This window comes from Micromonospora sp. NPDC005324 (assembly GCF_040607155.1).
In the GTDB taxonomy this organism is placed as follows: Bacteria; Actinomycetota; Actinomycetes; order Mycobacteriales; family Micromonosporaceae; genus Micromonospora; species Micromonospora trifolii.
In genome coordinates, this window is record NZ_JBEXGE010000014.1 from 116,072 (window position 1) to 141,633 (window position 25,562).

Genomic DNA, 25,562 nt, shown 5'->3' on the forward strand with positions numbered 1-25,562 from the left:
CTGAGCGTCTGCTGGCTGCCGGACTAGCCGATGCGGAACTGGTCGCCGTAGACGGCGAACACCAGTGGCGTGTTCAGGTTGAAGTTGCCGTTGTTGAGGAACACCCGCTGGGCGGTGTCGACACGGGAGGTGTCCGAGTGGGCCTCCTCCTTCTTCATCTCGATGACCCGCTCGTCGAGGAACGCGTTGAGCCAGGTCCGCTCGTCGCCGCCCTGGGCTGGCGGCTTGGCCCGGTTCAGGGCGCGGCTGCGGATCTGGCGCATGCCCTCGTACCCGTGCATGACCGCCGTGTCGTAGTAGGCGAACTGACCAAGCGCCCGGACCTGGTCGTTCTTGCCGTCGCGTACCGACGGGTTGAAGTAGACCCTGTCGCGTTCGGCCTCCTGGGCGGCCAGGAACACGGAGTCGGTGGCCGCGGTCCGCCAGTCGCGGGGGAAGTTGGGGTCGAGGCCGGCGTGCGACGGGGTGCCGTTGACGGTGCGCAGCGCCGGCAGGTAGCCGGCGAGGACGTTGCCCGGCTTGGTGCGGGTGTACGCCTCGACCAGTTCGAGCATGTCGCCGGTTCCGGAGCAGAAGCCGATGATGCCGGCGGTGTAGCCCCGACCGTCGCCGATGTCCTCGATGTAGGAGAACTGCGCGCGCCAGTCGAGCGAGGAGTTCTCCGCGGCCGAGACGAGCTGCATGGCGACGTTTTTCTTCGCCGGGTCGTCGAGGTTGGTGCCGGTCGGGGTGGTGGGCGTGGGGGTGGGGGTGGGCGTGCCGCCGCCCGGCAGGGTCCACCGCTGGTTCGTGGTGCCGCCGCAGGTCCAGATCTGCAACCGGGCGCCGTTCGCGGTGCTCCGGTCGGTGACGTCGAGGCACTTGCCGGAGCCCGAGTTGACGAGCGCACCGTTGCTGGCGGTCCACTTCTGCGCGCCGGAGTTGTTGCAGTCGTACAGCTGCACCTTGGCGCCGTTGGTGGTCGACGCGGCGGTGACGTCGAGGCACTTGCCGATCGCCCGGATCGAGTTGTCGGTGTTGCCCACGGTCCACGTCTGGGCAGCGCTGCCGTTGCAGTCGTAGAGCTGGACGGGCGTGCCGTTGGCCGAGCTGGCGCCGGCCACGTCGATGCACTTACCGCCGAGGCCGGTGATCGGGCCGGCGGTCGCGGCGCTCGCCGACGGCAGGCCGTAGCCGACGGCGGCGACGCCGACCAGCAGGGTGCCCACGACGTAGGCGGCTGTTCTCTTGTGAACCATGGTGTTCCTCGGGGAAGGGGCGGTGTGCCGCCGGCCGGTCGGTTCGCGGTGCCCGCCGGGGCCGGAGCGCCGCGCCGGGCCAAGCATCAGGAAACTGTATTAACAGATACCAGTACGTCGATTCCTCGTCAATCGACGACCGCGAGGCGTGACGGCGTCTGTTCATCAGGTCGTTGGCGGAACGTACCCGCCGGTGGCAGACCATGGCCGTCAGCGGCCTGAACGCGGAGGACCCGGCCGCGTCCGGCCGCGGCTTCCGCACCACCCTCGGCCAGCTGCGGGCCGTCGCCGCTCGAACCGGGTAGGACGAGTGGGAACGCGGACGGCACCCGCCGAGTGCCGTCCGCGTGGTCACTGCTCCCGGTAGGTGGCCAGGTCGAAGTCGGCGTGCACGCCGTCGCCGCCCAGGTCCTGCACCCACAGGCCGAGGAACGCGCCGGTGAAGCCCCACGCCGCCGGCTCACCGTCGATGATCAGCGCGGCGTGCTCGTCGGACAGAATGGTCGCGTCCAGCTCTACCGGTAGCCGCTGCCAACCGGCGCCGAGGTCGTAGTCGAAGCGCACCGCCGGCCCGTCGAAGACGGCCCGCAGGCCGACCCGGGAGACGCCGTCGGCATCGACGGTCAGATCGGGGTACGCGGTGCGCCGCCCGTTGTCGGAGCTGAGCAGCTCCAGCACCGTGCGGCCGTCGTCGGCCCGGGTCAGATAGAGGTGGTACCAGTTGAGGGTGTTGTAGTAGGCGGTGATCCCGGCGAGCTGACGGTGGTCGGCCGGTTCGAACTCCACAACGGTCTCCAGCGAGCACTCCATCGCGCCGACGCGTCGCCCGACCAGGCTGGGTGCCTGGCGACCGACCGGCGACTGCCCGCCGTGGACCCGCAGGTACGACGGGCGGGTGTGCAGGTCGACCCAGTCCGGGGTGGCCGGCCGACGCAGCGTCGACCAGCACCGGCCCAGCTCGGGGGCGTCGAAGTGGTCCGTCTCGGGCTCCGCCGGCCAGGGGTGCGCGGGCAGGTCGGGTGCGACGACGTCGTCCGCGGGCACCCCTCCGGCGATCCGCGGCCAGCCGCCCGACGGCCACTCGACCCGCTGGATCGCGGTCTCCCGACCCAGCACGCAGTTGCCCAGCGGGGAGTACGGGCGGCCAACCAGGTGGGCCAGGTACCACTCGCCGTTCTGCGTGTGGACCAGGCTGCCGTGACCCGCCTTCTGCAAGCGCAGGTCGGGCCGCCCGAAGGACGTGAGCAGCGGGCCGTCCGGTTCCACCTCGTACGGACCGAACAGCTCCCGGGACCGGGCCACTGTGACCTGGTGCTCCCAGCTGGTGCCGCCCTCGGCGGTGATCAGCCAGTACCAGCCGTCGTGGCGGTACAGGTGCGGACCCTCGGTGACCCCGGCAGGTGAGCCGGTGAAGAGGATGCGAGGGCTGCCGACCAGGCGGCGTGCGGCCCGGTCGTACTGTTGGATCTCGATGCCGCCGAAGCGGTCGCGGCCGGGTCGCCAGTCCGCGCTCATGCCCAGCAGCCACGTGGTGCCGTCGTCGTCGTGGAACAGCGACGCGTCGAACCCGCGCCCGTGCAGTTTCACCGGATCGGACCATGGGCCGTTGATGTCCTTGGCGGTAACCAGGAAGTTCTGCGGATCCCAGTAGCCGCTGGCGAAGCTGGCCACGTCGCTGTAGACGAGGTGGAACTGACCGTCGTGGTACGTCAGGTCGGGCGCCCACACACCGTTGGAGTCACCGCATCCGCGCAGATCGAGCAGGCGCCGGTCGGTGATGATCCCACCCAGGCTGCGCCAGTTCACCAGATCGCGCGAGTGGTGCACGAGCACGCCCGGATACCACTCGAAGGTCGAGGTGGCCAGGTAGTAGTCGTCGCCGACGCGCAGGATCGACGGGTCCGGGTGGAACCCGGCAAGGACGGGATTTCGGATCGACCGGGTAGCGGTCGCCACAGTAGCGATGTCGGTCGACACGAGCACTCCTCTGGGCGGGCTGACGGCAACTTCCGGAAACTCGCGGTCCCCGGCCATTGAAGGTTCCACCTACGCTAGCCGGTCTTTTCGCAATAAGACAGAGGCCTTGACCGTTGCGACAACAGCTCGTAGCGTGCCGGCCATCGATCGGTATTACCGGCGAAGTAGTGAAAGTTTCGGAGATCCGAAGACCCCCATTCGCCGGCTCAGCCGGATGACGAGGCACCACCGCGAGCAGACCCGAAGTTTCCAGCAGGACGCAGGGGGGACCGTGGGCACGGAGAACGGCCGAAACGTCACCATCGCCATGATCGCGCGGTTGGCCGGAGTCTCCGTGCCCACCGTCTCCCGGGTCATCAACGGCCGCTCCGACGTCGCCCCCGACACCAGGGACCGCGTCGAGGCGCTCCTCAACCGGCATGGCTACCGCCGTCGGTCACCGGCCCGGCGCACCGATGCCGCCCTCATCGACCTGGTCTTCAACGACCTGGACAGCCCGTGGGCCGTGGAGATCATCCGTGGGGTGGAGGACGTCGGCCAGACCAGCGGTGTCGGCACCGTCGTGTCGGCCATCCACTGGCGCATCTCCTCGGCCAAGCAGTGGCTCGACAACATGCGGACGCGCTCCACCGAGGGGATCATCTTCGTGACCTCGATGGTGAACCCGCCGTTGCAGGCCGAGCTGCGCCGGCTCCACCTGCCGGTCGTCATCATCGACCCGGCCGGGGTCGACCCGCAGGAGTCACCCACCATCGGCGCCACCAACTGGGCGGGCAGCCTCAGCGCCAACCAGTACCTGATCAGCCTCGGCCACCGGCGCATCGGCTTCATCGCCGGCCCGCCGCATCTGATGTGCAGTCGGGCCCGGATGGACGGCTACCGGGCCGCCCTCGGCGCCGCCGGGATCCCCATCGACGACGCCCTGATCCGCCCCGGCAACTTCTACCACGAGGCCGGCTTCACAGCGGGTACGCAGCTACTGGCCCTGCCCGACCCACCCACCGCCATCTGTGCCTCCAGCGACCAGATGGCCCTCGGCGTCTACGAGGCGGTCCGCAAGCGGGGCCTGCGGGTGCCCGACGACGTCAGCGTCGTCGGCTTCGACGACCTGCCGGAGGTGCGGTGGTGCTCGCCACCGCTGACCACCGTCCGGCAACCCCTGGCCGAGATGGGCATGCTGGCCGCGCGGACAGTGCTGCGCCTCGCCGGCGGCGAGCGGACCGAGAGTCCTCGAGTCGAACTCGCCACCGAGTTGATCGTCCGCGACAGCGCCGCACCACCACGCTCGTGACCTCCCTCAGCCGACGCGCAACGCGTCGTCGACGCCCGTCTCCCGGCGGCCGAGGTGCGCCGGGTCCCGATCGGAGAGCAGATCCAGCGCGGCCTTCAGGCAGGCGCCGTTCTCCCGGGACGAACTGAACCACCACGTCCTGGCGTACCGGTCACCACAGTGGCGCGCCGTACCCCGAAGATCCGCTCAGCTCGCGCTCACGAGTCGTACGTGTCGAAGCCGGCGTGGTCCGCCACCACCTTGTGCGCTGGTACACCCCGATCCACCAGCCAGCTCCGCATCGCGGCGGGCTCGTTGTAGTCGGCGCCACAGTGCCGCCGGTCAGCGCCACAGTTCCCACTGCGAGCGCGAGGACCGTACGGCGAACCAACCGCCGGTGCTCCCCGTACCACCGCCTGGCCGCGCCGAATCGTCCCCGCATGCCGCAAGGCTATTCCGCCCGCGCTCACGACTGTCGTCGGCGCACCAGCGGACCATCCCGAGCAGCGAACGAAGATCGTCGTCTATGACGTCTGTCGATTTCATGTCGGGCGTTGACGTCTTCCGCTCGGTGGAGAGTGGGTGCCACAATGAGGGCGGCGCTCAAGCGGTCACCGCTGGGCCCGGGGGAGGGCCTTCCGCAGGAAGCGGACGGTGGGCACCAACCCGGAGGCCGTCTCATGACCTATCTGCCAGACGCTACTGCCATTTCCGGCGTGGTCGATCTGCTCGTCGGCGTGCTGCAACTGGCCGCCGCGGTCGTCACTCTGTTGGCGGCTGCCGTGAGTGTCCGGGGGCGTCGTTCAGGTCGCGGCGAAGACGACGCCCGACGCACCTTGAGATTGTCGAACCGACAGTGCCATTGTGGTATGTCGATGAAGAGCCGCGCGCGGGGCTGACGTCCGTCCACTGGGCAGCCGGGATCCAGATGTGATCTCCGGGGGGCGGTGACACGAGCGATGGACCAACCAGAGTCTGCCGTCCACGAGATCGCCCGTCACCGGGTCGCACAGTGACCGGTCGGGCGGCTCATCTGCGCGAAGGAACCCCGCCCATGCGTACACCGAAGACCCGAGCAGCGCTCCTGGCGGGCCTGCTCCTCGCCGCGAGCGCGCTCGCCGTTGTCAACCCACCAACCGCGAGTGCGGCGCCCGACCCGGTCACCGTGACCGTCAACACCCGTGCGGGTCTGGCGACCGTCCCGGACACCGCTCTCGGCGTCAACCACGCCATCTGGGACTCGAACCTCGGCACCGCCGAGACGTCGGACCTGCTCAGAGATGCCGGCGTGCAGATGATGCGCTACCCCGGCGGCTCGTACGCCGACATCTACCACTGGAAGGACCACACAGCGCCCGGCGGGTACGTCGCGCCGGGGACCGACTTCGACACGTTCATGGCGGGGGTCCGGCGCGTCGGCGCGCAGCCGATGATCATCGCGAACTACGGCACCGGCACGCCGGCCGAGGCCGCCGACTGGGTGCGGTACGCCAACGTGACGAAGGGCTACGACGCGCGGTACTGGACCGTCGGCAACGAGAACTACGGCAACGGCCACTACGGGTCCGCGTGGGAGGCCGACGACCACCCGGACAAGAGCGCGACGCAGTACGCGAGGCTGGTCGTCGAGTACGCCGACGCGATGAAGGCGGTCGACCCGAGCATCAAGGTCGGGGCGGTGCTGACCATGCCGGGCAACTGGCCGGACGGGATCACGGCCGGCAGCGATCCGGGCCCGTGGAACCAGACAGTGCTCTCCATCGCCGGCCCGAAGATCGACTTCGTGGACGTGCACTGGTACCCGGGCGGCACCGCCGCCGAGTCGCTGGCCCGCGTCGACCACCTCCCCGACGCCACCTACCTGCTGCGGCAGCAGCTCGCCCGATACGCCGGCCCGAACGCCGACCGCATCGGCATCAGCTTCACCGAGCTGAACGTCGACGCCGGCCGGAACACGCAACCGGCCGCGCTCTTCCTTGCCGACGTCTACAGCGGTCTGCTGGAGAACGGTGTCTTCACCGCCCACTGGTGGAACGTGCACAACGGCATGGGCACCGTGACGCAGGTGGCCGGCCAGACCGACTACGGCGACTTCGGGATGCTCTCCAGCGGCGCCTGCACCGGGGACGGCTCGGTCTGCCAACCGCCGCTGAACACACCGTTCGCGCCGTACCACGGGCTGAGCATGATGAAGCTCTTCGCGAAGACCGGCGACCAGTTCGTTCGCGCCGGCACCGACGAGCCCCTGGTCACCGCCCACGCCGTTCGCCGGAGCAACGGTGACCTCGCCGTGCTGCTGGTGAACAAGGACCCGGACAACGACCACCCGGTCACCATCGACTACGCCGGGTTCACCCCGTCGGCCGTCGCGCCGACGGTCTCCACCCTCACCAACGGCGCCACCGGCATCGCCACCAGCCGGTCCGGCTCGGCGACCAGCCGGACGTTGCCGGCGTACTCGTTGACCACGCTCGTGCTGCGCCCGGCCGGCGCGACAGCCGGCCGGCCGGCCGCACCCGGCCAGCCGGCCGCGAGCGATGTCACCGACCGCGCCGCGACGATCACCTGGCCGGCGGCCGCCCCGGGCGCAAGCCCGATCGCCAAGTACGAGGTGCACCGGCAGCACGGCGCGCTCAGCGAGCAGCTCGGCGAGACGACGACGACCTCGTTCACCGTCGACAACCTCGTGCCGGGCAGCAGGTACACCGTCAACGTGCTGGCCCGCGACACCGCCGGACGGGTCTCCTGGGCCTCACCGCCGCTCACCTTCGCGACCGGCAGCCCCGCCGCCAGTACGTGCACCGTCCGCTTCAGCGCCAACAACGACTGGGGCAACGGTTACATCGGTGGCGTCGACATCATCAACAACGGGTCCAGCCCGATCAACGGCTGGACGCTCACCTGGACCTGGCCCACCGGCTGGCAGCAGGTGAGCAGTGGTTGGAGCGCCACCTGGGAGCAGGTCGGCACCGCGGTGCGGGTCACGCCCACCGCCGACAACCGGCAGATCGCCGCCAGCGGCACCGTGAGCGCCGGCTTCGTCGGCGCGTACGGCGGGCCGAACGTGCTGCCCACGGCGTTCACCCTCAACGGCACCGTCTGCGCCACCGGCTGACCGATTGGCCAGGGGCGTCGATGGTCAGGTCGGCTCGGGTTGGCCCCTCAGGCCATCCCCGACGTGTGTGATGCCTGTGGGTCATCAAAATGATTCACAGGCATCACGCTCGTCCGGGAAAGGCTGGCCCCCAGAACAGCCGCAGTCAGCGCCCCTGGCGCAGGATGACAGTGGCCGAGCCGGTGTCGTCCGCCCACGGGTCGAGCACGAGGGTGTACGTGCCGCCTTTCGGCAGCGGACCCGTCTCGAACCGCCCCGTCCCGCCGATGACGCAGCCGCTTCCCACCGCGTCGCCGGCCGGGCTGTTCAGGAGCAGGATCCCGCACCGGTCGGGCAGGCTGGCGGCGGTCACCTCGACGGTGATGCGACGACCGGCGTCGGCGGGGAACCGCAGCCGACTCACCGCGCCGGGCCGGCTGACGGTCACGGTGGCGGACCGACCGTCGGCGACGGTGTCGGCCTGCTCGTCGGTGGCGTCGCGCAACCGCACGTCCGCCGAGCCGGTGTCGGTGGAGGTCCCGTCGACCTCCAGCACGTACCGGCCGGTGGCCGGCAGGACGAACCCGTCGACCTGGCCCTGTCCGCCGATCACGCAGCCGCTGGCCACCTGGTCACCGGCCGGGTCGCTCAGGCGCAGCAGGTTGCACCGGTCCGGCAGTGTGGCGTCGGTGACCTGGAGGAAGACCTTCTGACCGGCGCGCCCGTCGAAGGCCAGGCGGCTGACCGCGCCCGGTTGCGCGAGGGTTGCCCGAACGGCGGGCCCGTCCAGCGTGAGCGTCTTCTCCTCGTCGGTCACCGCAACGACCCGTACGGTCGCCCGACCGAGGTCCGCATCCCACGGGTCGAGCACCACCTGATGGTCGCCGGTGGCGGTCAACGTGGTCGTGTCGATGAAGCCGACGCCGGAGATGACGCAGCCGGTGGCCAGCTGACGGCCCTGCGGGTCGAGCAGCAGCAACACGCCGCAGCGATCCGGCACTGTGGCGGCGGGCACCTCCACGAAGATCTTCTGACCGGCCCGGCCCGGTACCTTCATCGCGGCCGTTGCGCCGGCCCGGGTCACCGCCAGGTCGACGTCACCGGCAGCGGGGGCGTCGCGCTGCGCGCGGGCGGCGGCCTCGGCGAACGCCACCTGCCCGGTGAGACCGACGTCGAGCACACAGTCGGCGAAGATCTGCGGATCGGTGACACCCGCTCGTCGGCAGACGAGTTCGGCGGTGGCCCGGTTGGGCAGGTCCCCGACGGTGAGCAGTCGGTCCGGGAAGCGCCGGTCGGTGAACGTGCCGGTGGTCTGCCCCGGCTCGTAGTCGAACAGCGACCGCTGCGCCTCGACGCGCCAGCTGTCGGCGAAGCCGGGGTACAGCGCCTCGAACGTGGGCGGCTGCGCCACCCGCTTTCCGCCACGCACGGTCAGGTCGTCGCCGGGGTTGCCGTCATGGTCGCCGAGCAGGCCCTCCAGCGTCCCGGCCCGGGTGGTGGGCGCGCCGACGCTCACGCTCAACCCCCACACCCCGATCGGCTGCGCGGTCAGTCGGGCGCCGTCCGGCCACTCCACTGTCACAGTGCCATCTCCCCAGGTGGTGACGGTGCCACCGCGTGGCAACCTCACCCCGTCGGGCGCCGACACCGGCGCGGCGCCGTTCACCCGGATCGCCGGGCCGTCGGGTGTGACGTACACGCCGACCCGGTCACCGGCCACCCTCGCCGCGACAGCGGAGTTCACGGCCACCACCGAGCTGGCCGGGAACATCGTCTGTCGTACCTGGACCTCGAGGTCGTCAGCCGTCGAGCGGGTCAGCACGAACTCCCCGGCGGCCTGGAAGTCGTACCGCAGACCGTCGTAGGTGAGCAGGTGCGGGTCGCCGTTGCTGTTCGCGCACCGGTAGCCCTTGCCGATCACCGAGATCGAACAACCACCACCACCGGGTGGTCGGGGCTTGGGCTGGTCGCAGTCCTTGCCGTTGGACGGCAGCTTCATCCCGCTGTACGTCGTACGCAGCGGCACCCCCACGGCCTTGCGGTACGCGTTCTCCGCCAGCACCGCGTGCACCTCGGCGGGGTCCACTGTGCTCGCCTGTTGACCGCCCTGCGTGCAGAACTGCCCCCGGTCGGTGTCGTTGACCTCGTCGAGGGCGTGGTTCATCTCGTGGATCAAGGTGGCGCACTGGTCCTCGGTGAAGCCGGCCCCTTCCTCCGGCAGCGCCCGCCCGTCGTTCTCCGGCACCCAGTTGATCTGCACGTCGCTGCCCGGGACGTACGTCGTGGTGCTGCTCTCCGAGCCGAAGATGGGTCTGCGCACCTTGATCTGCTTGCCGGAGCGTTCCAGCTCGTCGAGCACGGCGCCGTTGCCCGAGCCGCGGATCTGTCCGACGCAGCCCGCGTACTCCGTCTGCAGGTCGCTGTTGACGCTGACCACGGCGGACGCCGCCTGTGGGGCGAGCAGCACCAGGACGCCCGCCAGCACGACACCCAGTCGCATTCGGCTCCGCAACCCGGTCACCCGCCCTTCACCTCGAACTCGACAGCGCCCTGCTCTGCCGTCGCGGCGCAGGCATCCGCCGGTACGCCGCGCAGCGGCGCTCGCAGGTAGCCCAGCACCAGCCGGTACGCCCCCGGTTGGTCGACCGGCCACCAGGTGACGGCGGCGCCGCCCCGCCCGTCCGGCGCGGAGGTCATCAGCGCCGGGCCGACCGGGCTCTGCGGGTCGCTGCCCAAGGTCAGCTCCACCGACCCGCGCGGCGGCACCCGCACCAGGTTCTCGGCCAGGTACGCGGTGAAGTCCCGGTAGTAGGCGGCGTCGCCGACCGCTGGTGCCACCGCCGTGCCGTCGCGGGTCAACGACATGACAGTCACCGCCCCGTCCGGCACCCGACTGAGTTGGCACTCGGCGTCGCGCTTGTTGACCAGCTTCAGCCGCAGGCTGATCTGCTCACCCACCCGGTACGACGGCTGTGCGGCGCTGACGGTCAGGCCGACCGTCGCCGTGCCGCCGCTCGGGGCCGGTGCCGGACGTGACCGTCTGCACCCGACAGTGGTCGCCATCAGTAGTAGGGCGAGACAGCCGGCGAGCGAAGCCGTCCCTATGCGGGGTACGCCCATGGGCCGCGCGCCTCCTCCGGGTGCCGACGGTCGGCACGGATCCCGGCCATCCTGCGCCGCGGGTGCCGGGAGCGCTGTCGTGATCCGGCCCGGTGGATGTCCGCTAGCCGACCGGAGGGGCCGGAAATCGATCATCGGGGGCGTTATGCTGCGGGACCGGACGCACGGGGGAGAGGTGGTCGATCATGACGCAGTCGCAGCCGGAGGTCGCCCTGCAACCGGACAAGCCGAACGCGGCGCGGATGTTCGACTACTACCTCGGCGGCAAGGACAACTTCGCCGCCGACCGGGCCGCCGCCGAGATGGTGTTGCAGGTGGCGCCGTGGATGCCCGAGGCGGCCCGGCAGGGCCGTGACCTGATTGCCCGGACGGTCCGGCACCTCGTGCAGGAGCGGGGCATCCGGCAGATCATCGACCTCGGGTCCGGGCTGCCAACCCGGGACAATGTCCACGAGATCGCGCACCGCATCGACAGGGACGTGCGGGTCGTCTACGTCGACAACGATCCGGTGGTCTGCGCGCACGGCCGCGCCCTGCTCGCCGACTCGACGTCGGTGTCGGTGGTGCGGGCCGACCTGCGCGACCCCGCGCAGGTGCTCGACCACCCGGAGATCAGCGCCGCGATCGACGTCGGGAGCCCGGTCGCGGTGCTGATGATGTTCGTTCTGCACCTGGTGCCCGACGAGCAGGATCCGCAGCGGATCGTGGCCACCTACCGCGATGCGCTCGCCCCCGGCAGCTACCTGGCGCTGTCGCACGCCAGCACCGACGTGCACCCCGACCTGATGGCCCGGATCTCCGCGATCTACGCCCGGGCGAACAGCCCCTTCGTGCCGCGCAGCCACGCCGACATCTCCCGGTTCTTCGGCGACTTCGTCCTGGAGCCGCCCGGGCTGGTCAACATGTGGCCGTACGCCGAGCCGCCGGCCACCGAGGACGCGCAGGTCGCCCGCACCGGCTACAGCGGCGTCGCCCGCAAGCCCTGACCCGGGTCGACAGGCGGGTCACCGCCCCGCTCGCCCACCGGACCCCGAAGCGCCCGCCCCCGGTCGAGGGGACGGGCGCTTCGCTGTGCGGGGTTGGTCAGCCGACCACGGACCGCAGCGGCACACGCGCCTCGCGCAGCGCGCGTACCAGATCCCTGGCGAACGGGTGCTCGTCCATCTGAAGTCCCTGCGGGTTCGGGATCACGACGTACGCCGAACCGTTCTTCGCGGACGCCCGCGCGTCGGTGGTGAAGCGTTCGACGATCGCCCGGGTGCGGGGCAGGTCGCCGGCCGCCACCTGGATGGTGATCGGCCGCCAGCCGCCGCCCAGGTCCGGCGACACCGGCGCGGCCGCGGCGCTGGCGCGCGCCGCGTCGACGCCGGCCGGGCGCCGCGCGTCGGGCGCGGCAGTCGCCGGGTAGAGCAGCGCGTTGGCGACCAGGTGCAGACCATTCTCGTTGTACGCGCGGAAGAGCGGATTGAACGCGAACAGCACCGCCCGACCGGCGCCGGTCGGCTCGTCGACGACGGCCGCGGTGCCCTTCAGCGTCTCCGCCCCGACTGTGTAACCGTTGGCCCAGAAGGTGTCACCCGTCGGGTACGTGAGCACGTTCGTCCCGGTGGTGCTCGGGGTGAGGATCGGGTCGCTGTTGTTGAACTCGAAGTCCTCCGCCGGGCGACCCAGCGCCACCGGGCTGTCCTGGTCGACGTCGACGCGCAGGTGCGAGCCGATCACCAGGTAGTCCGCCGGCTTGGTCTTCTCAGTGGTCGAGGTGAGCCCTGCGGCGCGGGCGACCCGGGTGCCCTCGTTGCGCAACCCGAGGTAGGTGTGGCCCCGGCCGATCCAGTCGCGCAGGTTGGCCTGCCCGGCGGCGGTCAGACCGCCGGTGGCGCTGCTGCCGTCCGGCACCAGCAGCACGCTACGCCCGGTGAACGCCTCGGTGTTGTCGTTGATGTCGGCAGTGGTGACCGGCTTCAGGTCGAGCCCCCAGCGCTTGCCGAGCACGTAACGGGCCTCGCCGTGCGAGCCGGAGGTGGTGGAGATGCCGGTGCCCTGGAACAACCCCACGTCGGGCAGGTCGAGGCGGGTGCCGGCGGGCCGGCCGCCCGGGGTGAGGGTGACCCCGAGAGATTGGGCCAGCCGGTCCACGGTCCGGCTCACAGTGGCCGCCGGGATGGAGACAGTGCTGGTCGTGAGGTCGCGGACCAGGGGTACGCCACGGCCGAGCAGGCTGAAGGTGAACTCCGCGGCGGCGGCCGAGTCGAGCGGGTACGTGTACGAGCCCCAGGGCCACGCCACACCGGTGCGACCGCCGGAGACCTTGCGGACCAGTTCGGCCCTCGGTCGGACGGAGTCTCCGGTGTAGATGGTGTTGATGCCCATCAGTAGCGGGTTGCTCCAGGACGACACGTCGTAGAAGTACGGGAACGGCACGTACGGGTCCTCGCCCATGATGGCCTGGATCCAGTGCTTCTGCGGCTGGTCCATCGGGATCCAGTACGCGCCCTTGGGCACTGTCACGTTGGTGGCGCTGCGCCCGCCGAAGACCCGCGCGGTGGGCACCCGGGTCGCCTTCTGCACCTCGTACACCTCGACGTCCATCCGGCGCAGCCGCTCGACGAGTTGGCGGACGTCGGCGAGCTGCCGGTCGGGCAGCAGGAAGTACGAGCGGATGGTGAGGTCCGGCACCGGGAACTGGACCTCGTTGGTGGGCTGCACCACCTCGTTGGGCTCCAGCGTGCCCGCCCTGCCCTGGGCGAGCGCGTCGGTCCAGATGTCGAAGTAGCCGTCCAGCACCTCGCGCTTGTTCGCGGCGGCCCAGCCGAGCGTCGACCACTGGGTGTGGAACTGCTGCTGGACCCGGTCGGCCACTGCCGACGCGCTGCCCTTCTCGTACGTCATGCCGGCCGCGCCGAAGCCGGTGGTCGGCACCGTGTCGCCGTAGCCCATGAAGAACATGTCGTACGTGTCGTAGTTGAAGTAGCACTCGGTGGTGACGGTCTCGTCGCAGGCCCCGTTGAAGCCGAAGCCGGCCTTGTTGGCCTCGCCGATGCGGTTGATCCAGTCCACCGCCTCACCGGCGATCTCGTGGTGGATCGGGTCGGCGTTGGGTGGGAAGAAGTACTGCCGGCCGCCCATCTCGTGCGCGTCGATGAAGACCTGCGGCGGGTAGCGGCGCAGCAGGTCGAGCTTGCCGTCGGTCTCCTGCTGGGTGCGGGCGAACCAGTCCCGGTTCAGGTCGAAGCCGAACTCGTTCTGCCGGCGGGTCGCGTCGCGGCCGTCCGGGTTCTGGGTGGGGACGATGATGGTGACCAGGTTGTCGTTGCGCTGGGCGACAGCGCAGGACAGGCCCGCCGCCAACTCGTACAGCGTCTTGAGCGCCGCGTCGGCGCCGCTCTTCTCGCCGCCGTGCACGTTCGCGGTGACCCAGACGATGGCCGGGCTGTCCTTCGCCGTCCGGGCGGCCGTTCGCGCGCTGGTCCGGCGCGGGTCACGCAGGTCCCGGATGTCGTCGGCGATCTCGCGTAGCGCGGCGGGCCGCACGTGGCGTTCGTTGGACACCACCGCGTACGGCAACGGCTGGCCGAGCACGCTGGTGGTCATCACGCCGGTGACGACCCGGTTGGAGGCGCGATCGACGGCCCCGAGGTAGGTCCGGACCTCGTCGTTGGTGACGACCCGCTCCTGGCCCACGCCGAGCGGGAAGCCGAGCACGTTCTCCGGAGTGGGCACCGTGCCCAACCGGGCGGTCGGGTCGTCGCTGCAGCGGGAGGGCTGGGCGGCGCTCGCGGCCGGTGTGCCGCCGAGCAGGGGAGTCATGCCGAGCAGGAGCGCGATCGTTGCGGCACGTGCCAGCCGCCTGGCGGGGACCATCCGGAACGGACGCATTGATGGGGCCATGAGTCGTGTTTCCCCTCTCGGGAACAACCTCGCAGTGGCCGGAGCCTATGAACCACCGATACGACGGTCAAGGGTTGATCGATATTACCGACTACTCGGCGTGCCGGTCCCGACGCGGACTGGCAGGATGGTGGCATGGGCTTGTCGTCGTCTGCGAGGGGGAGACGTGCCGGAGATGATCACGCTCTCGGTCCATCCGGATCTTCCGTCCGCCGATGCTCGGCGTTCGCTGGCATCCTGGCTGCGCGCTGAGGATCGGCTGCGGGAGGGGGTGACGACAACGTCCCCCGACGGGATGTCGGCGGACCGCGCGGACGTCCTACGGGTGGCGGCCAGCGACGCGGGCACCGCCATGGTGCTGGTGCAGGCGATCGCCGGCTGGCTGACCCACCGCCGCGACGATGTGACGGTGAAGCTCACCCGGCCCGACGGCTGGTCGGCCGAGGTGGATGTGCACCGGGCTCGGGACATGGACCAGGTGACAGCGCTCATCGAGGCCGCGGTGCGCGCGGTGACACCCGCGCAGCGGTGACCGGCCCGCCACCGGCCGAGAGATCGGCCGGCGACGGGCCGGGTGGCACACGTACGGCTACCAGGTCGTCAGGCCGAGGCCGATCGTCTTGGTGAGCGTGGCGTTGTCGTCGTCGCCGTCGAGCGACCAGATCATGGCGCCGGCCAGACCGGCCCGTCGGATGTAGAGCGTCTTCTGCAACACGACCGCCGGGTCGTCGTACGTCCACAACGTCGTACCGTCGAACAACCAGGCGTGCCCGGCGCGCAGGTCGCGGTGCACCGTGTAGCCGTTGGCGGCCAGGGTCTTGAGCTTCTTGTAGTCCTCGTACCCGGCCTCGAAGGTGGCCGGCGCGGGCCCGGTGGCCGGCTGGAACAGGCCGTTGCCGCCGCCGGTGACGCCGGTCCAGCCCCGACCGTAGTAGGGGATGCCGAGCACGAGCTTGTCGCGCGGCGCGCCACGGGCGATCCACCCGTCGATGGCCACCTCGACGGAGAAGTCCGGGTTGTCCGGGGCACCCGCCGGGACGCGCAGCGCCGACTGCTGGTTGGCCCGCGCGTCCCAGCCGCCGTGGAAGTCGTACCCCTGAACGGTGGCGAAGTCCAGGTACTTGAAGATCTTGCGGCCCTCGTAGCCGGCGTCCATGGTGGCCGGGCTGGCCGGCAGGAACGCGGTCAGCGGGTGGTGCGCCCGGGTCGTGCGCCCGTACGCGTCCAGCTGCCGGCGGAACTCGGCGAGCAGCTTGGTGAAGTTCTCCCGGTCCTCCGGACGTATGACGTTGCCGGGCTCACCCTCCGAGCCGGGCCACTCCCAGTCGAGGTCGATGCCGTCGAAGACGCCGGCCCCGGCACCTGGGGCGCTGCCCGGGAGATTGCCCTTGAGGTAGAGGTCGATGCAGGACGCGACGAACGCCTTGCGGGAGGCGTCGGTGCGGGCGGCGTTCGAGAAGTACGTCGACCAGCTCCAGCCGCCCAGCGAGATCAGCACCTCCAGTTTGGGGTGCTTGGCCTTGAGCTTGGCGAGCTGGCCGAAGTTGCCATTGAGGGCCTGGCCCGGGGCGTCCGCGACGCCGTCGACGCTCTCCTCGGCCGGGACGGGGCGCTGGTAGTCGGCCCAGGCGTCGCCCTCACCCGGCCCACCGTCCACGTAGCAGCGGCCGTCCTCGCTGACGTTGCCGAAGGCGTAGTTGAGGTGGGTGAGGCGGCTCGCCGCCCCGGAGGTTTCGAGCTTCTTGACCGGGAAGGCCCGGCCGTAGATGCCCCACTGGGTGAAGTAGCCGACCCGGTGGTAACCGGTGCGACGCTGGTGGTTGTCACCGGCGCTGGCGGCGGTGGGCGGAGCGGCGGTGAGGAGCAGGGTCGCCAGGGTGACGACGGCGGTGAGGCGGTGGTGGCGGAATGGTCGCATCGGCACACTCCCACGAGACATCAAGCAGAATTAGTAAAGAGACTTATCTGATTGATGAAGTTAAGCCGATCACCGTCCAGGGTCAAGAGCCGTCCAGCCACATGGGGGATTGTGACGGCGTTACCGGGTGGTAACGATGTTGTGCCATGGACTCCGCCGTGACTCTGATCGGACTACCCGTCGCCCTCGGCATCATCATGCTCGGTCTGGGTCTCGGACTGACCATGGCGGACTTCCGCCGGGTGGCCCAACACCCACGAGCCGCCGTCATCGCCCTGGTCTGCCAGGTGCTGGTGCTGCCGGCGCTCTGCTTCTGCCTCGTCCTCGCGTTCGACCTGGCACCCGAGCTGGCCGTCGGCATGATGCTGCTGGCAGCATCACCGGGCGGCACCACGGCCAACCTCTACAGCCACCTGTTCGGTGGGCACGTGGCCCTGAACATCACCCTGACCGCCATCAACTCGGTGCTCGCCGTGTTCACCCTGCCGATCCTGGTCAACCTGTCGGCGGCGTACTTCCTGCCCGAGGGCAGGAGCATCGGCCTCCAGCTCGACAAGGTGCTCCAGGTCTTCGCCATCGTGCTCGTCCCGGTAGCGATCGGCATGCTCATCCGGGCGCGGATGCCGCAGGTGGCCGAGCGGCTGAACCGCCCGGTCCGGATCCTCTCCGTCGTCGTACTCGTCGCGGTGATCGCCGGCGCGGTGCTCGGCGAGCGGGAGAACATCGCCGACTACTTCGTCTCGGTCGGCCTGGCCGTGCTCGCCTTCAACCTGCTCAGCCTCGCCATCGGGTACGGGGCGCCGCGCCTCGCCGGTGTCGACCGGAGCGCCGCGACGGCCGCCGGGTTCGAGATCGGCATCCACAACAGCACCCTGGCCATCACGATCGCGCTCAGCCCGGCGCTGCTCAACAGCACCCAGATGGCGATCCCGGGCGCCGTCTACGGCATCGTCATGTTCTTCACCGCGGCGGCCTTCGGCTACCTGGTGACCCGGGTCGGCGCCCGGTCCGCCACCGCCGTGTCGCCCTGACGGCTGGCGCCGTGTCGCCCTGACGGCAGCGCCCTGTCGCCCTGACGGCGGCCGTCAGGGCGACAAGAGCGGGCGGCGGCGGTCAGCCGACCTGGTTGTTGTCCTTCTGCTCGCCCCAACCGTGCCAGCGGTCGATCTCGATCAGGGCACTGACCCGGGCTCGTTCCCGGCGTGGGTAAGCGTTGCCCGTGTAGTGCTTCGACAACCGGTCGATGTCCGCCAGGCCCTCGTCGGCGCGCAGCTCGGCGACGTGCCCGATGATGCTGACGTGGGTGTACCAGCCGGCCTCGTCGAGCACGGTGAGCGACACCCGGGGGTCGTTGCGGACGTGCTCCAACCGGCGGCGGCTCTCGTCCATGTTCACCAGGATCCGGCCGTTCTCCCACAGGTACCAGGTGGCGGCGGACACCGGTTGGCCACCGTTGCGAAGGGTGGTCATGACGGCGGGGTTCGGCTTCTGGAGCATGGCGACCGCGGCCTCGGGAAGCGGTGGCTTGGACATGAAGTCTCCTCGTCGCGACAACGTTTACCCCTGCACGTTACGCACCCGCCGGTCCACTCCGGTCCGAATGGGGCGCACAGCGGGCTGAGGTCGGCATCCCGGGAACCCAGCCCATGGCAGCCACGTCGTAGGGAGCATGACGCGTAGCAGCGCCCACGTACCCCAGCCAACGGCCGCCAACGGCGCCCCCCGAGTCATGACTCCAACTCGCGTCATGGGACTGGCCCTGGTCGCCGGCCTGGCGCTGGTCACCGGCTGTACGGCGGAGCCGGCCCCCGCGCCGCCACCTGACCGGGGAGTGCCGGCCGGCGGGTTCCGGCTCGTCGCGTTCGACTCCTGCCCGGAGGCGCTGCGGCAGCTGAAGACGGCTGCCAGCGCGTACGTCGGGCCCTGGGGGTTCGGGCCGAACGGGGACGCGCGTGCCTTCGGCAGCGCCGAACGGGATGTGGCGCCCGCCGCGGCGGGGGTTGCGGATGCGGCGTCCACAGCCGCCGCCCCCGGCTACTCGGGCACCAACACGCACGAGGCCGGGGCCGATGAACCGGACCTGGTCAAGACCGACGGCAGGCGGATCGTCACCGTGCAGCACGGCACGCTGTACGTGGTCGACCCGGCCACCCGCCGGCTGACCGGAGAGCTGGACCTGACACCGGGCGCCGATCAGTTCCGCGGGGCCGAGGACGCCCTGCTGCTGCACGGTGACCGGGCGCTGGTGCTGCGCCGCAACGGGTGGGCCGGGAGGTTGAGACCGGCCGCCACCGAGGGAGGCGGGCGGGTCGTGGGCGCCCCGGCGCCGGACGGCATCGTCGGCCCTCAGCTGATCATGGTCGACCTGTCCGGCCAGCCGAAGATCATCGGCGAATACCGGATCGACGGCGACCTGGTGGACGCCCGCCAGGTCGGCACAACGGTTCGGGTCGTGGTCCGCTCCGCGCCCCGGCTGAACTTCCCGCATCGGGAACGGGCCACCGATGAGCAGCGCACCACCGCCAACCGCGAGATCATCGACAACGCCACCGCCGACGACTGGCTGCCCCGGTACGAGGTCACCTCCGGCGGGCGAACCAGCGCCGGACGGGTCGGCTGCGAGCGGGTGAGCCGGCCCGCCGTCTACTCCGGCACGTCGCTGGTGACCGTGCTCAGCTTCGACCTCGCTGCGGCAGCGCTCGGTGCTGGCGACCCGGTCACCGTGATCGCCGACGGCGACACCGTCTACAGCAACGGACCCCGGCTGTACGTCGCCAACGATCAGCGCTGGCGGGTGCTGCCGATGCTGACCGCGCGGAACATCGCACCGGATCCCAGGGACGAGACCACCGAGATCTACCAGTTCGACATCACTGGCACCGGTGCCCCGCGATACGTCGCTGCCGCGTCCGTACCGGGCTGGCTCGTCAACCAGTACGCCATGTCCGAGTGGGACGGGCATCTGAGGGTGGCCACCACCAGTGGCCGCACATGGGGCGACAGGCCGAACTCGACGTCCAGCGTGTATGTCCTGCGTGCCGACGGCACGGCGCTGACCCAGGTCGGAAAGGTCACCGGGCTGGGCAAGGGGGAACGGATATACGCCGTACGGTTCGTCGGTGGCACCGGGTACGTCGTCACCTTCCGGCAGACCGACCCGCTCTACACCGTCGATCTGCGTGATCCGGGGGCGCCGAAGGTGACCGGCGAACTGAAGATCAACGGGTATTCGGCGTACCTGCATCCGGCCGGCGAAGGACGGCTGCTCGGTGTCGGGCAGGAGGCGTCCAGCCAGGGCCGTATCCAGGGCACCCAGCTCTCGCTCTTCGACGTCTCCTCCCCGGCCAAGCCGACCCGCGTCGCCCAGTATCACGTCAGGCAGGGGCACTCCGAGGCGGAGTTCGACCCGCACGCGTTCCTCTACTGGCCGGCAGAACGCCTGGTCGTGGTCCCACTGACCGTCCACGGCACGGCCCGGCCGAGCAACGTGGCTGTGGCCCTGCGAGCCGGCGACGGCGGGTTCACCGAGGTTGGCACGATCGACCACACGTCGGACACGGGAGGTCCGGAGGGTCTCACGCCGATCCGCCGGTCACTGGTGGTCGACGGGGTGCTCTGGACCGTCTCCGCCGGTGGCCTCAAGGCGACCAGCCTCTCCACGATGCAGACCCTCGGCTGGCTGCCCACGGCGTGAACGGCGTGGCGGTGTCCGGCGTAGGGTCGTGCCGCTGTTCGGAGGGGGTCGGTCCGCACCCGCGTCCGGGGCGTCGCGCCTCGCCGGAGAAGATGTCAGCATGAGCGATTCCGTACTGCCCCAGCGCGTCGTCGTCACCGGTGCCACCGGCAAGCTCGGCCGTGCCGTGGTCGCGCACCTGCGCGCCGTGGGCGTCGACGTGCTGGCGGTGGACCGCGCCGGTGGCCGCGACCCACGCGACGTGAACGGCGAGTTCCTGCTGGTCGACCTGACCGACTACGGGCAGGTGGTGGAGGCGTTCACCGGGGGCGCCGACGAGCACGCGGGCGGCGTCGACGCCGTCGTGCACCTCGCGGCGATCCCGGCCCCCGGGCTGATGTCGAACGCGACAACCTTCGCGAACAATTCCGCCGCGACGTACAACGTGTTCGCCGCGGCCCGGGCGGCCGGGATCAAGCGGGTCGTGTGGGCGTCGAGCGAGACGGTGCTCGGGCTGCCGTTCGACACCCCACCGCCGTACGCGCCGGTCGACGAGGAGTACGCGCCACGGCCCGAGTCGACGTACTCGTTGAACAAGGCCCTGGAGGAGGAGATGGCCCGGCACTTCTGCCGGTGGGACCCGCAGCTGGTCATGGTGGGTCTGCGCTTCTCCAACGTGATGGACGTCGAGGACTACGCGCCGTTCCCCTCGTTCGACGCCGACCCGCGGCTGCGCCGGTGGAACCTGTGGGGCTACATCGACGCCCGCGACGGGGCCCAGGCGGTCGAGCGCGCGCTCGCGCACGACCAGCCCGGTGCCGACGTCTTCGTCATCGCCAACGCCGACACCGTCATGACCAGGTCCAGCGCCAGCCTGATGGCCGAGGTCTACCCGGGCGTCGAGATCCGTAAGGAGCTGGGTGAGCACGAGACGCTGCTCAGCATCGACAAGGCCCGCCGGGTGCTGGGGTACGAGCCACAGCACTCCTGGCGGGACCACGTCGACCAGACGTAGGCCTCACGTGGGGGTTCATAAACAGTTTTGACGTTACGAAACATCGATCGTTGTTAACCGGTCTGTCCGCGCTGCCGCGTCTCCTCCTACCTTTCGGCACAGCCCTCCGACTTCGGCGTCACCCGGACGCGAATCGCGGAGTCGGCACCTTGGAGGAGATCACCCGTGTTGCAACGACTCCCAGCCGCTGGCTTCGCGCTCGTCCTGGCGCTGGCCGGAGCCATCGGCGTCGGTGGTCCGGCCCAGGCCGAGCCGACCGGCACCATCAGGTACGCGGACGGCCCGAACGCGGTGGCCGACCGCTACATCGTCACGCTCAGGCCCACCGCGTTGGCGGCCACCACCGTCGACGGCAAGGCCCGTGAGCTGACCGGCCGCTTCGGTGGCCAGACCCGACACGTCTACGCGTCGGCCCTGCCCGGCTTCTCGGTGAGCATGTCCGCGAAGCAGGCGCAACGACTGGCCGCCGACCCGTCCGTCGCGTCCGTCGAGCAGGTCCAGCGCATCGGCGTGCTGAACACCCAGACCAACCCGCCGAACTGGGGAGACGACCGGGTCGACCAGCGCAACCTGCCGTTGAACCAGACCTTCACCTACCCGGCCAACCCGGGTCAGGGGGTCACCGTCTACGTTCTCGACACCGGCATCAACGCCAACCACAACGAGTTCACCGGCAGGGTGCGGCAGGGCACCGACATGGTGGACGACGACAGCACCCCGCAGGACTGCCACGGGCACGGCACGCACGTCGCCGGCACCGCGGTGGGCACCACGTACGGAATCGCGAAGAAGGCGGGCGTGGTCGCCGTACGGGTGCTGAACTGCCAGGGCAGCGGCACGAACGACGACCTGATCGCGGGGATCAACTGGGTACGCGCCAACGCGCAGAAGCCGGCGGTGGTCAACTACAGCATCGGCTGCGGCAGCCGGTGCACCAGCCAGGCGATGGACAGTGCCGTCACCAGCCTGATCAGCTCGGGTGTGCAGTTCGTGCAGGCGGCCGGCAACTCCTCGGACGACGCCTGCTACTACAGCCCGCAGGCGGTCACCGCGGCCATCACGGTCGGCAACAGCACCAGCTCCGACGGACGCAACAGCAGCAGCAACTACGGCTCCGGTACGGCGTCGTGGTCGAACTGCACCTGGAGGACGTACTCGCTGACCGGGGTGGAGAACCCGCGGTAGTAGTTGTCGGTCGGCAGTTGCGAGGTGCTGAGGAACTCGTACTCGATCACCACGGTGTCGCCCTGGGCCAGCATCCGGTCGAAGATGATCTCCGCGACGAGTAGACCGGAGCCGTGCTCCGAGCGGACCCGCCCGAGCCGACAGTTGCGGACCGCGTTGATCCGCGTCGAGGCGGTCACGTCGTCGGTGCGGAAGATGCCCACCGTCCGTGAGACCCGGTCGGTGTTGGCCCGGAGCACCTGCCGGCAGGTCAAGCTGATCTCCTGGCGTCGGTCGCCCACCACGTAGAGGTCGTGCAGACTGAGCCGGGTCAGCTCGTGGTACAGCCACCGGTCGACCTCGGCCACCATCTTGGCGACGCTGGTGCCGTCACTGAAGAGGCGGTCGATCTCGATCGTTCCGGGTGGCTGGCTCAGCCAGCGGCCCCGAGGCCGGCGCGGGCCAAGTTGGACGATCAACGACTCGGCCGGCAGTGACAGGATCGTTTCGAGGAGCCGGACCGCTTTGATCGACTCCGGGCGCTCCGGCCGGCTGCGACCGCGTCGCCAGTAACTCAACGTGGTGAGGCTGACGCTGACGCCGGCCGTCGAGAGCTTCTCCTGGATCTCCTCCAGCCGCATGCCGCGGTCCTCAATGGCGAGGTGGAGGGCCGCCGAGAACGGACCGGTACGCAGCGCGTGCGCCAGGTCCCGACCCAGCTCGGAACGGGCCTTCTCCATGTCGGCTGAGTATGGTCACGTCACCGCCGCCGCGCCAGCGGTGTCGGCGTGCTCAGCGCGCCGCCTGGTAGGCGCGGCCGACGGCGGTCGCCGTGCTGCCGGTACGGAACAGGCCGGTCTGGTCCTTGTCGGTGGCGGGCAGGCCGAACCACGCGTACCGCTGGAGCCAGGACAGCCCACCCAGCATCCGGGTCGCCGCGGTGAGGAACGCGGCCTGCTGTGCCTGGGTGGGGAAGCGGACGCCGTTGGAGAAGTTGATGAGGGCGAACTCGGTGAGCCAGACCGGCAGCTTGTACCGGTCGTGCACGGCCTGGAGGTACGACCTGAGCTGGTTGACAGCGTTGGCGGTGGTGAAGTCGCCGCCGTACCAGTGCAGGGCGATGAAGTCGACGCGGTAGCCGCGCTGCTTCGCCCCGGCCATGAACCGGTCGAGCCATTCGCCTGGCCGGTCGCCGCCCCAGGCAACTGCCGGGCTGCCCAGCGGAAGGCCGGTGGCCTGCAACTGCGGCCACAGCTCCAACGCCTGCTCGACGGTCATCTCCGCCTGGCCCTTCAGGTCCGGCTCGTTGAACCCGAGCAGGTAGCGGCCGTTCTTCCTGGCCTGTTGCAGGTTGCTGGCGGTGACGCTCTTCGCTCCCCAGATCATCGGGACGAAATCGGCGCCCTTCGGGCTGGTGACACCCGAATGGGCCACGTCCCAGGTGTAGTACCAACTCGCCCCGGAGTTCGCCAGCGCCTGGCTGACGCCGTCGAAGGTCCACACCCCGACGCCCTTGCGCTTCGAGGTCGCCACCGGGGCCGCCGGAGCGACCGGACGCCCGGTTGTCGGCTTCGCCGTCGGCGTCGGCGTCGGGGTCGCCCCCGCCGGGCTCGTGGTGGCGGCGGGGGTGGTCGCGCTGGGCGCGCCGGGTTTCGGGCTCGCGGGCGGCGGCGCGTCGAGCGCCTGTGTCGCCGCCGGGGCGGGCGTCGGCCCGGTCGGCTGCACCACGACGATCACACCCGTCACCAGTACGGCGACCACGGCGGCCACGAGGAGCGGCCACAGCAGCCGCCTCGCGCCGATCGGGAGGCGGCCGAGCAGACCGCGCCGGGGTTCCGCGTGGGCGCCCCGGGTGACCCCTGGTGTGACGGCTCCATCCGGACCGGATCCGCGCATCATCTCGACTCCTTCATGTGGTCGTACCGCTACCCGTTCTGAAGGGCTGGCAGAAGATCCGCTACAGCCTCCCCTCAGGAGACTCACCGGTCGCACCGGGATAACAGTTTCCACCGCTGGTGTCGGTCGTCGATCACCAGACGTCCGGCGGGATCAGATTCATCGCCGTCAACGTCCTCGCTTGACCACGGTGAGCGCGTAACCTACGGCCCGGTCAGCGTCGCAGGGTCGCGGACGGTGACTCCCCGAACCGCGTCCGGTACTCGGTCGCGAACCGGCCGAGGTGCACGAAGCCGTGTTGCAGGGCAACCGTCGTCACGGACATTCCCGGCGGGGCCGAGCGGAGCGTGCGGTGCGCCGCGTCGAGCCGGCACGCTCGCAGGTACGCGGTCGGGGTGGTCTGCAACTCGCGGCGGAAACAGTCCTGAAGTGTTCGTACGCTCACCCGTAGCGCCTCGGCGACGTCACCGACGGTCAGTGCCTCTCCATGGTGTTCGGAGATCAGGGCGCAGGCCCGGCGGACGAGACGCCCGGGGTGGGCGTGCTGGCCCGGCTCGGCCAGAAGGTGGGAGTGGCTGTGCTGGTGGGCCAGCAACAGCTTGCCGATGAGCCCCTGTTCGAAACGGGCGGCTACCTGCGGATGGTCGAGCAGGGACGCGTCCGCCGGCTGGGACAGCTCGTCGGCGAGGAACGCCACCCCGCGCGCCCATGCCTGCGCTGTCGGCGTGGTCATGAGCATGCCGACGTCGAGGCGGACCGGCTCATCCACCGGGTGGCCCAGCAGGCGGGCGAGTTCCCGGTCGACGGCGCGCCGGTCGGCGTAGAAGATCCGGTGGGGCGATCCCTCGGACCACCGCATGTCCGAGGGGTCGTACGGGGACAGGACCGAGGCGACGGCGGGGGTCGAGGTCACGGTCTGACCGGCGTGCCGGACCATCGTGCTGCCGGCGCTGGGGATCTGGACGAGGTAGAAGCTCTCCAGCGCGGGCGGTTGAATGCGCACCGCCTGCCCGTAGTCCAGGTCGATGACACCCACCCCGCCCGCCCGGCGAGCCGCCATCCGCAGTTGCACGTTGTGCACGCCCGGCTGTGGGGTGAGCCGGTGTGGACAGAAGACCCGACCCACCTCGGCGCGAGCCCGGTCGACGTCGTCCGTGCGGACCGTCACCGCATCCATCCGACACCTCCCGGGCGTCCCGTCGCGCTGACCGTAAGGGTCGATCGGCCCGGACCAGACCCGAAAGCCGTCGACCCGACAGGAGAAGGGTCCGGCCGCGTACTGCGGATAGCGCCCGCGTCGCGCGGATAG

20 protein-coding genes are annotated in these 25,562 nt (G+C 70.4%); 10 read left to right on the plus strand and 10 right to left on the minus strand.

Going from position 1 to position 25,562, the window contains the following annotated elements; all coding sequences use genetic code 11:
• Window positions 1-23: 23 nt before the first annotated feature.
• Window positions 24-1,238 carry a chitosanase gene (locus ABZS40_RS16995; protein WP_354944187.1) on the minus strand — a complete coding sequence of 405 codons (1,215 nt, stop codon included), beginning with the start codon at window positions 1,236-1,238 and terminating at the stop codon, window positions 24-26.
• A gap of 173 nt (window positions 1,239-1,411) precedes the next feature.
• Here ABZS40_RS16995 and ABZS40_RS17000 point away from each other — a divergent pair, with 173 nt between their 5' ends.
• A complete protein-coding gene (locus ABZS40_RS17000; RefSeq protein WP_354944188.1) occupies window positions 1,412-1,543 on the plus strand; it encodes a hypothetical protein in 132 nt (43 codons plus the stop codon).
• A 46-nt stretch (window positions 1,544-1,589) separates the two neighbouring features.
• Here ABZS40_RS17000 and ABZS40_RS17005 read toward each other — a convergent pair whose 3' ends face one another.
• Window positions 1,590-3,215: a glycoside hydrolase family 43 protein gene (locus ABZS40_RS17005; protein ID WP_354944189.1), complete on the minus strand. Its 1,626-nt coding sequence runs from the start codon at window positions 3,213-3,215 to the stop codon at window positions 1,590-1,592.
• A gap of 271 nt (window positions 3,216-3,486) precedes the next feature.
• On the opposite strand from ABZS40_RS17005, the gene ABZS40_RS17010 reads away from it, so the two are divergent.
• From ABZS40_RS17010 to ABZS40_RS17020, 3 genes are all read left to right on the plus strand, one after another.
• Window positions 3,487-4,506, plus strand: a complete 1,020-nt coding sequence (locus ABZS40_RS17010) for a LacI family DNA-binding transcriptional regulator (RefSeq protein WP_354944190.1) — start codon at window positions 3,487-3,489, stop codon at window positions 4,504-4,506.
• 659 nt (window positions 4,507-5,165) lie between these two features.
• A complete protein-coding gene (locus ABZS40_RS17015) occupies window positions 5,166-5,384 on the plus strand; it encodes a hypothetical protein (RefSeq protein WP_354944191.1) in 219 nt (72 codons plus the stop codon).
• A gap of 155 nt (window positions 5,385-5,539) precedes the next feature.
• Complete coding sequence (locus tag ABZS40_RS17020) at window positions 5,540-7,600, plus strand: cellulose binding domain-containing protein (protein ID WP_354944192.1); 2,061 nt, start codon at window positions 5,540-5,542, stop codon at window positions 7,598-7,600.
• Window positions 7,601-7,745: 145 nt separating this feature from the next.
• On the opposite strand, the gene ABZS40_RS17025 is transcribed toward ABZS40_RS17020, so the two are convergent.
• Window positions 7,746-10,100, minus strand: coding sequence for a VWD domain-containing protein (locus ABZS40_RS17025; protein WP_354944193.1), 2,355 nt, complete (start codon window positions 10,098-10,100; stop codon window positions 7,746-7,748).
• On the minus strand, window positions 10,097-10,699 hold the full coding sequence (locus tag ABZS40_RS17030; RefSeq protein WP_354944194.1) for a hypothetical protein: 603 nt from the start codon (window positions 10,697-10,699) through the stop codon (window positions 10,097-10,099). Before ABZS40_RS17030 ends, ABZS40_RS17025 begins: the two co-directional genes overlap by 4 nt.
• Before the next feature lie 185 nt (window positions 10,700-10,884).
• On the opposite strand from ABZS40_RS17030, the gene ABZS40_RS17035 reads away from it, so the two are divergent.
• On the plus strand, window positions 10,885-11,685 hold the full coding sequence (locus ABZS40_RS17035; protein WP_354944195.1) for an SAM-dependent methyltransferase: 801 nt from the start codon (window positions 10,885-10,887) through the stop codon (window positions 11,683-11,685).
• A 97-nt stretch (window positions 11,686-11,782) separates the two neighbouring features.
• Here ABZS40_RS17035 and ABZS40_RS17040 read toward each other — a convergent pair whose 3' ends face one another.
• On the minus strand, window positions 11,783-14,575 hold the full coding sequence (locus tag ABZS40_RS17040) for a M14 family zinc carboxypeptidase (RefSeq protein ID WP_354944196.1): 2,793 nt from the start codon (window positions 14,573-14,575) through the stop codon (window positions 11,783-11,785).
• A gap of 187 nt (window positions 14,576-14,762) precedes the next feature.
• Between ABZS40_RS17040 and ABZS40_RS17045 the strand changes: the two genes are divergently transcribed.
• Window positions 14,763-15,119, plus strand: coding sequence for a hypothetical protein (locus ABZS40_RS17045; protein WP_354944231.1), 357 nt, complete (start codon window positions 14,763-14,765; stop codon window positions 15,117-15,119).
• Between the two features lie 57 nt (window positions 15,120-15,176).
• On the opposite strand, the gene ABZS40_RS17050 is transcribed toward ABZS40_RS17045, so the two are convergent.
• On the minus strand, window positions 15,177-16,505 hold the full coding sequence (locus ABZS40_RS17050; RefSeq protein WP_354944197.1) for a glycoside hydrolase family 18 protein: 1,329 nt from the start codon (window positions 16,503-16,505) through the stop codon (window positions 15,177-15,179).
• Window positions 16,506-16,651: 146 nt separating this feature from the next.
• On the opposite strand from ABZS40_RS17050, the gene ABZS40_RS17055 reads away from it, so the two are divergent.
• Window positions 16,652-17,536 (plus strand): bile acid:sodium symporter family protein, encoded by an 885-nt coding sequence (locus tag ABZS40_RS17055; RefSeq protein WP_354944198.1) that lies wholly within the window; start codon window positions 16,652-16,654, stop codon window positions 17,534-17,536.
• 82 nt (window positions 17,537-17,618) lie between these two features.
• Here ABZS40_RS17055 and ABZS40_RS17060 read toward each other — a convergent pair whose 3' ends face one another.
• A complete protein-coding gene (locus ABZS40_RS17060) occupies window positions 17,619-18,038 on the minus strand; it encodes a PPOX class F420-dependent oxidoreductase (RefSeq protein ID WP_354944199.1) in 420 nt (139 codons plus the stop codon).
• 214 nt (window positions 18,039-18,252) lie between these two features.
• Between ABZS40_RS17060 and ABZS40_RS17065 the strand changes: the two genes are divergently transcribed.
• The 3 genes from ABZS40_RS17065 to ABZS40_RS17075 all read left to right on the plus strand — a co-directional run bounded on the left by ABZS40_RS17065 (window position 18,253) and on the right by ABZS40_RS17075 (window position 22,378).
• The gene (locus ABZS40_RS17065) at window positions 18,253-20,199 is read left to right on the plus strand and encodes a beta-propeller domain-containing protein (RefSeq protein WP_354944200.1); all 1,947 of its coding nucleotides are present in this window, start codon (window positions 18,253-18,255) and stop codon (window positions 20,197-20,199) included.
• Between the two features lie 100 nt (window positions 20,200-20,299).
• Window positions 20,300-21,193, plus strand: coding sequence for an NAD(P)-dependent oxidoreductase (locus ABZS40_RS17070; RefSeq protein WP_354944201.1), 894 nt, complete (start codon window positions 20,300-20,302; stop codon window positions 21,191-21,193).
• A 165-nt stretch (window positions 21,194-21,358) separates the two neighbouring features.
• Window positions 21,359-22,378, plus strand: coding sequence for a S8 family peptidase (locus tag ABZS40_RS17075; protein WP_354944202.1), 1,020 nt, complete (start codon window positions 21,359-21,361; stop codon window positions 22,376-22,378).
• Here the strand turns inward: ABZS40_RS17075 and ABZS40_RS17080 are convergent.
• From ABZS40_RS17080 to ABZS40_RS17090, 3 genes are all read right to left on the minus strand, one after another.
• The gene (locus ABZS40_RS17080) at window positions 22,300-23,097 is read right to left on the minus strand and encodes a hypothetical protein (protein WP_354944203.1); all 798 of its coding nucleotides are present in this window, start codon (window positions 23,095-23,097) and stop codon (window positions 22,300-22,302) included. The genes ABZS40_RS17075 and ABZS40_RS17080 overlap by 79 nt on opposite strands.
• A gap of 52 nt (window positions 23,098-23,149) precedes the next feature.
• Entirely contained in the window at window positions 23,150-24,256 is a 1,107-nt protein-coding gene (locus ABZS40_RS17085; protein WP_354944204.1) for a glycosyl hydrolase, read from the minus strand.
• 211 nt (window positions 24,257-24,467) lie between these two features.
• Window positions 24,468-25,421 (minus strand): AraC family transcriptional regulator, encoded by a 954-nt coding sequence (locus ABZS40_RS17090; protein WP_354944205.1) that lies wholly within the window; start codon window positions 25,419-25,421, stop codon window positions 24,468-24,470.
• Window positions 25,422-25,562: the final 141 nt, after the last annotated feature.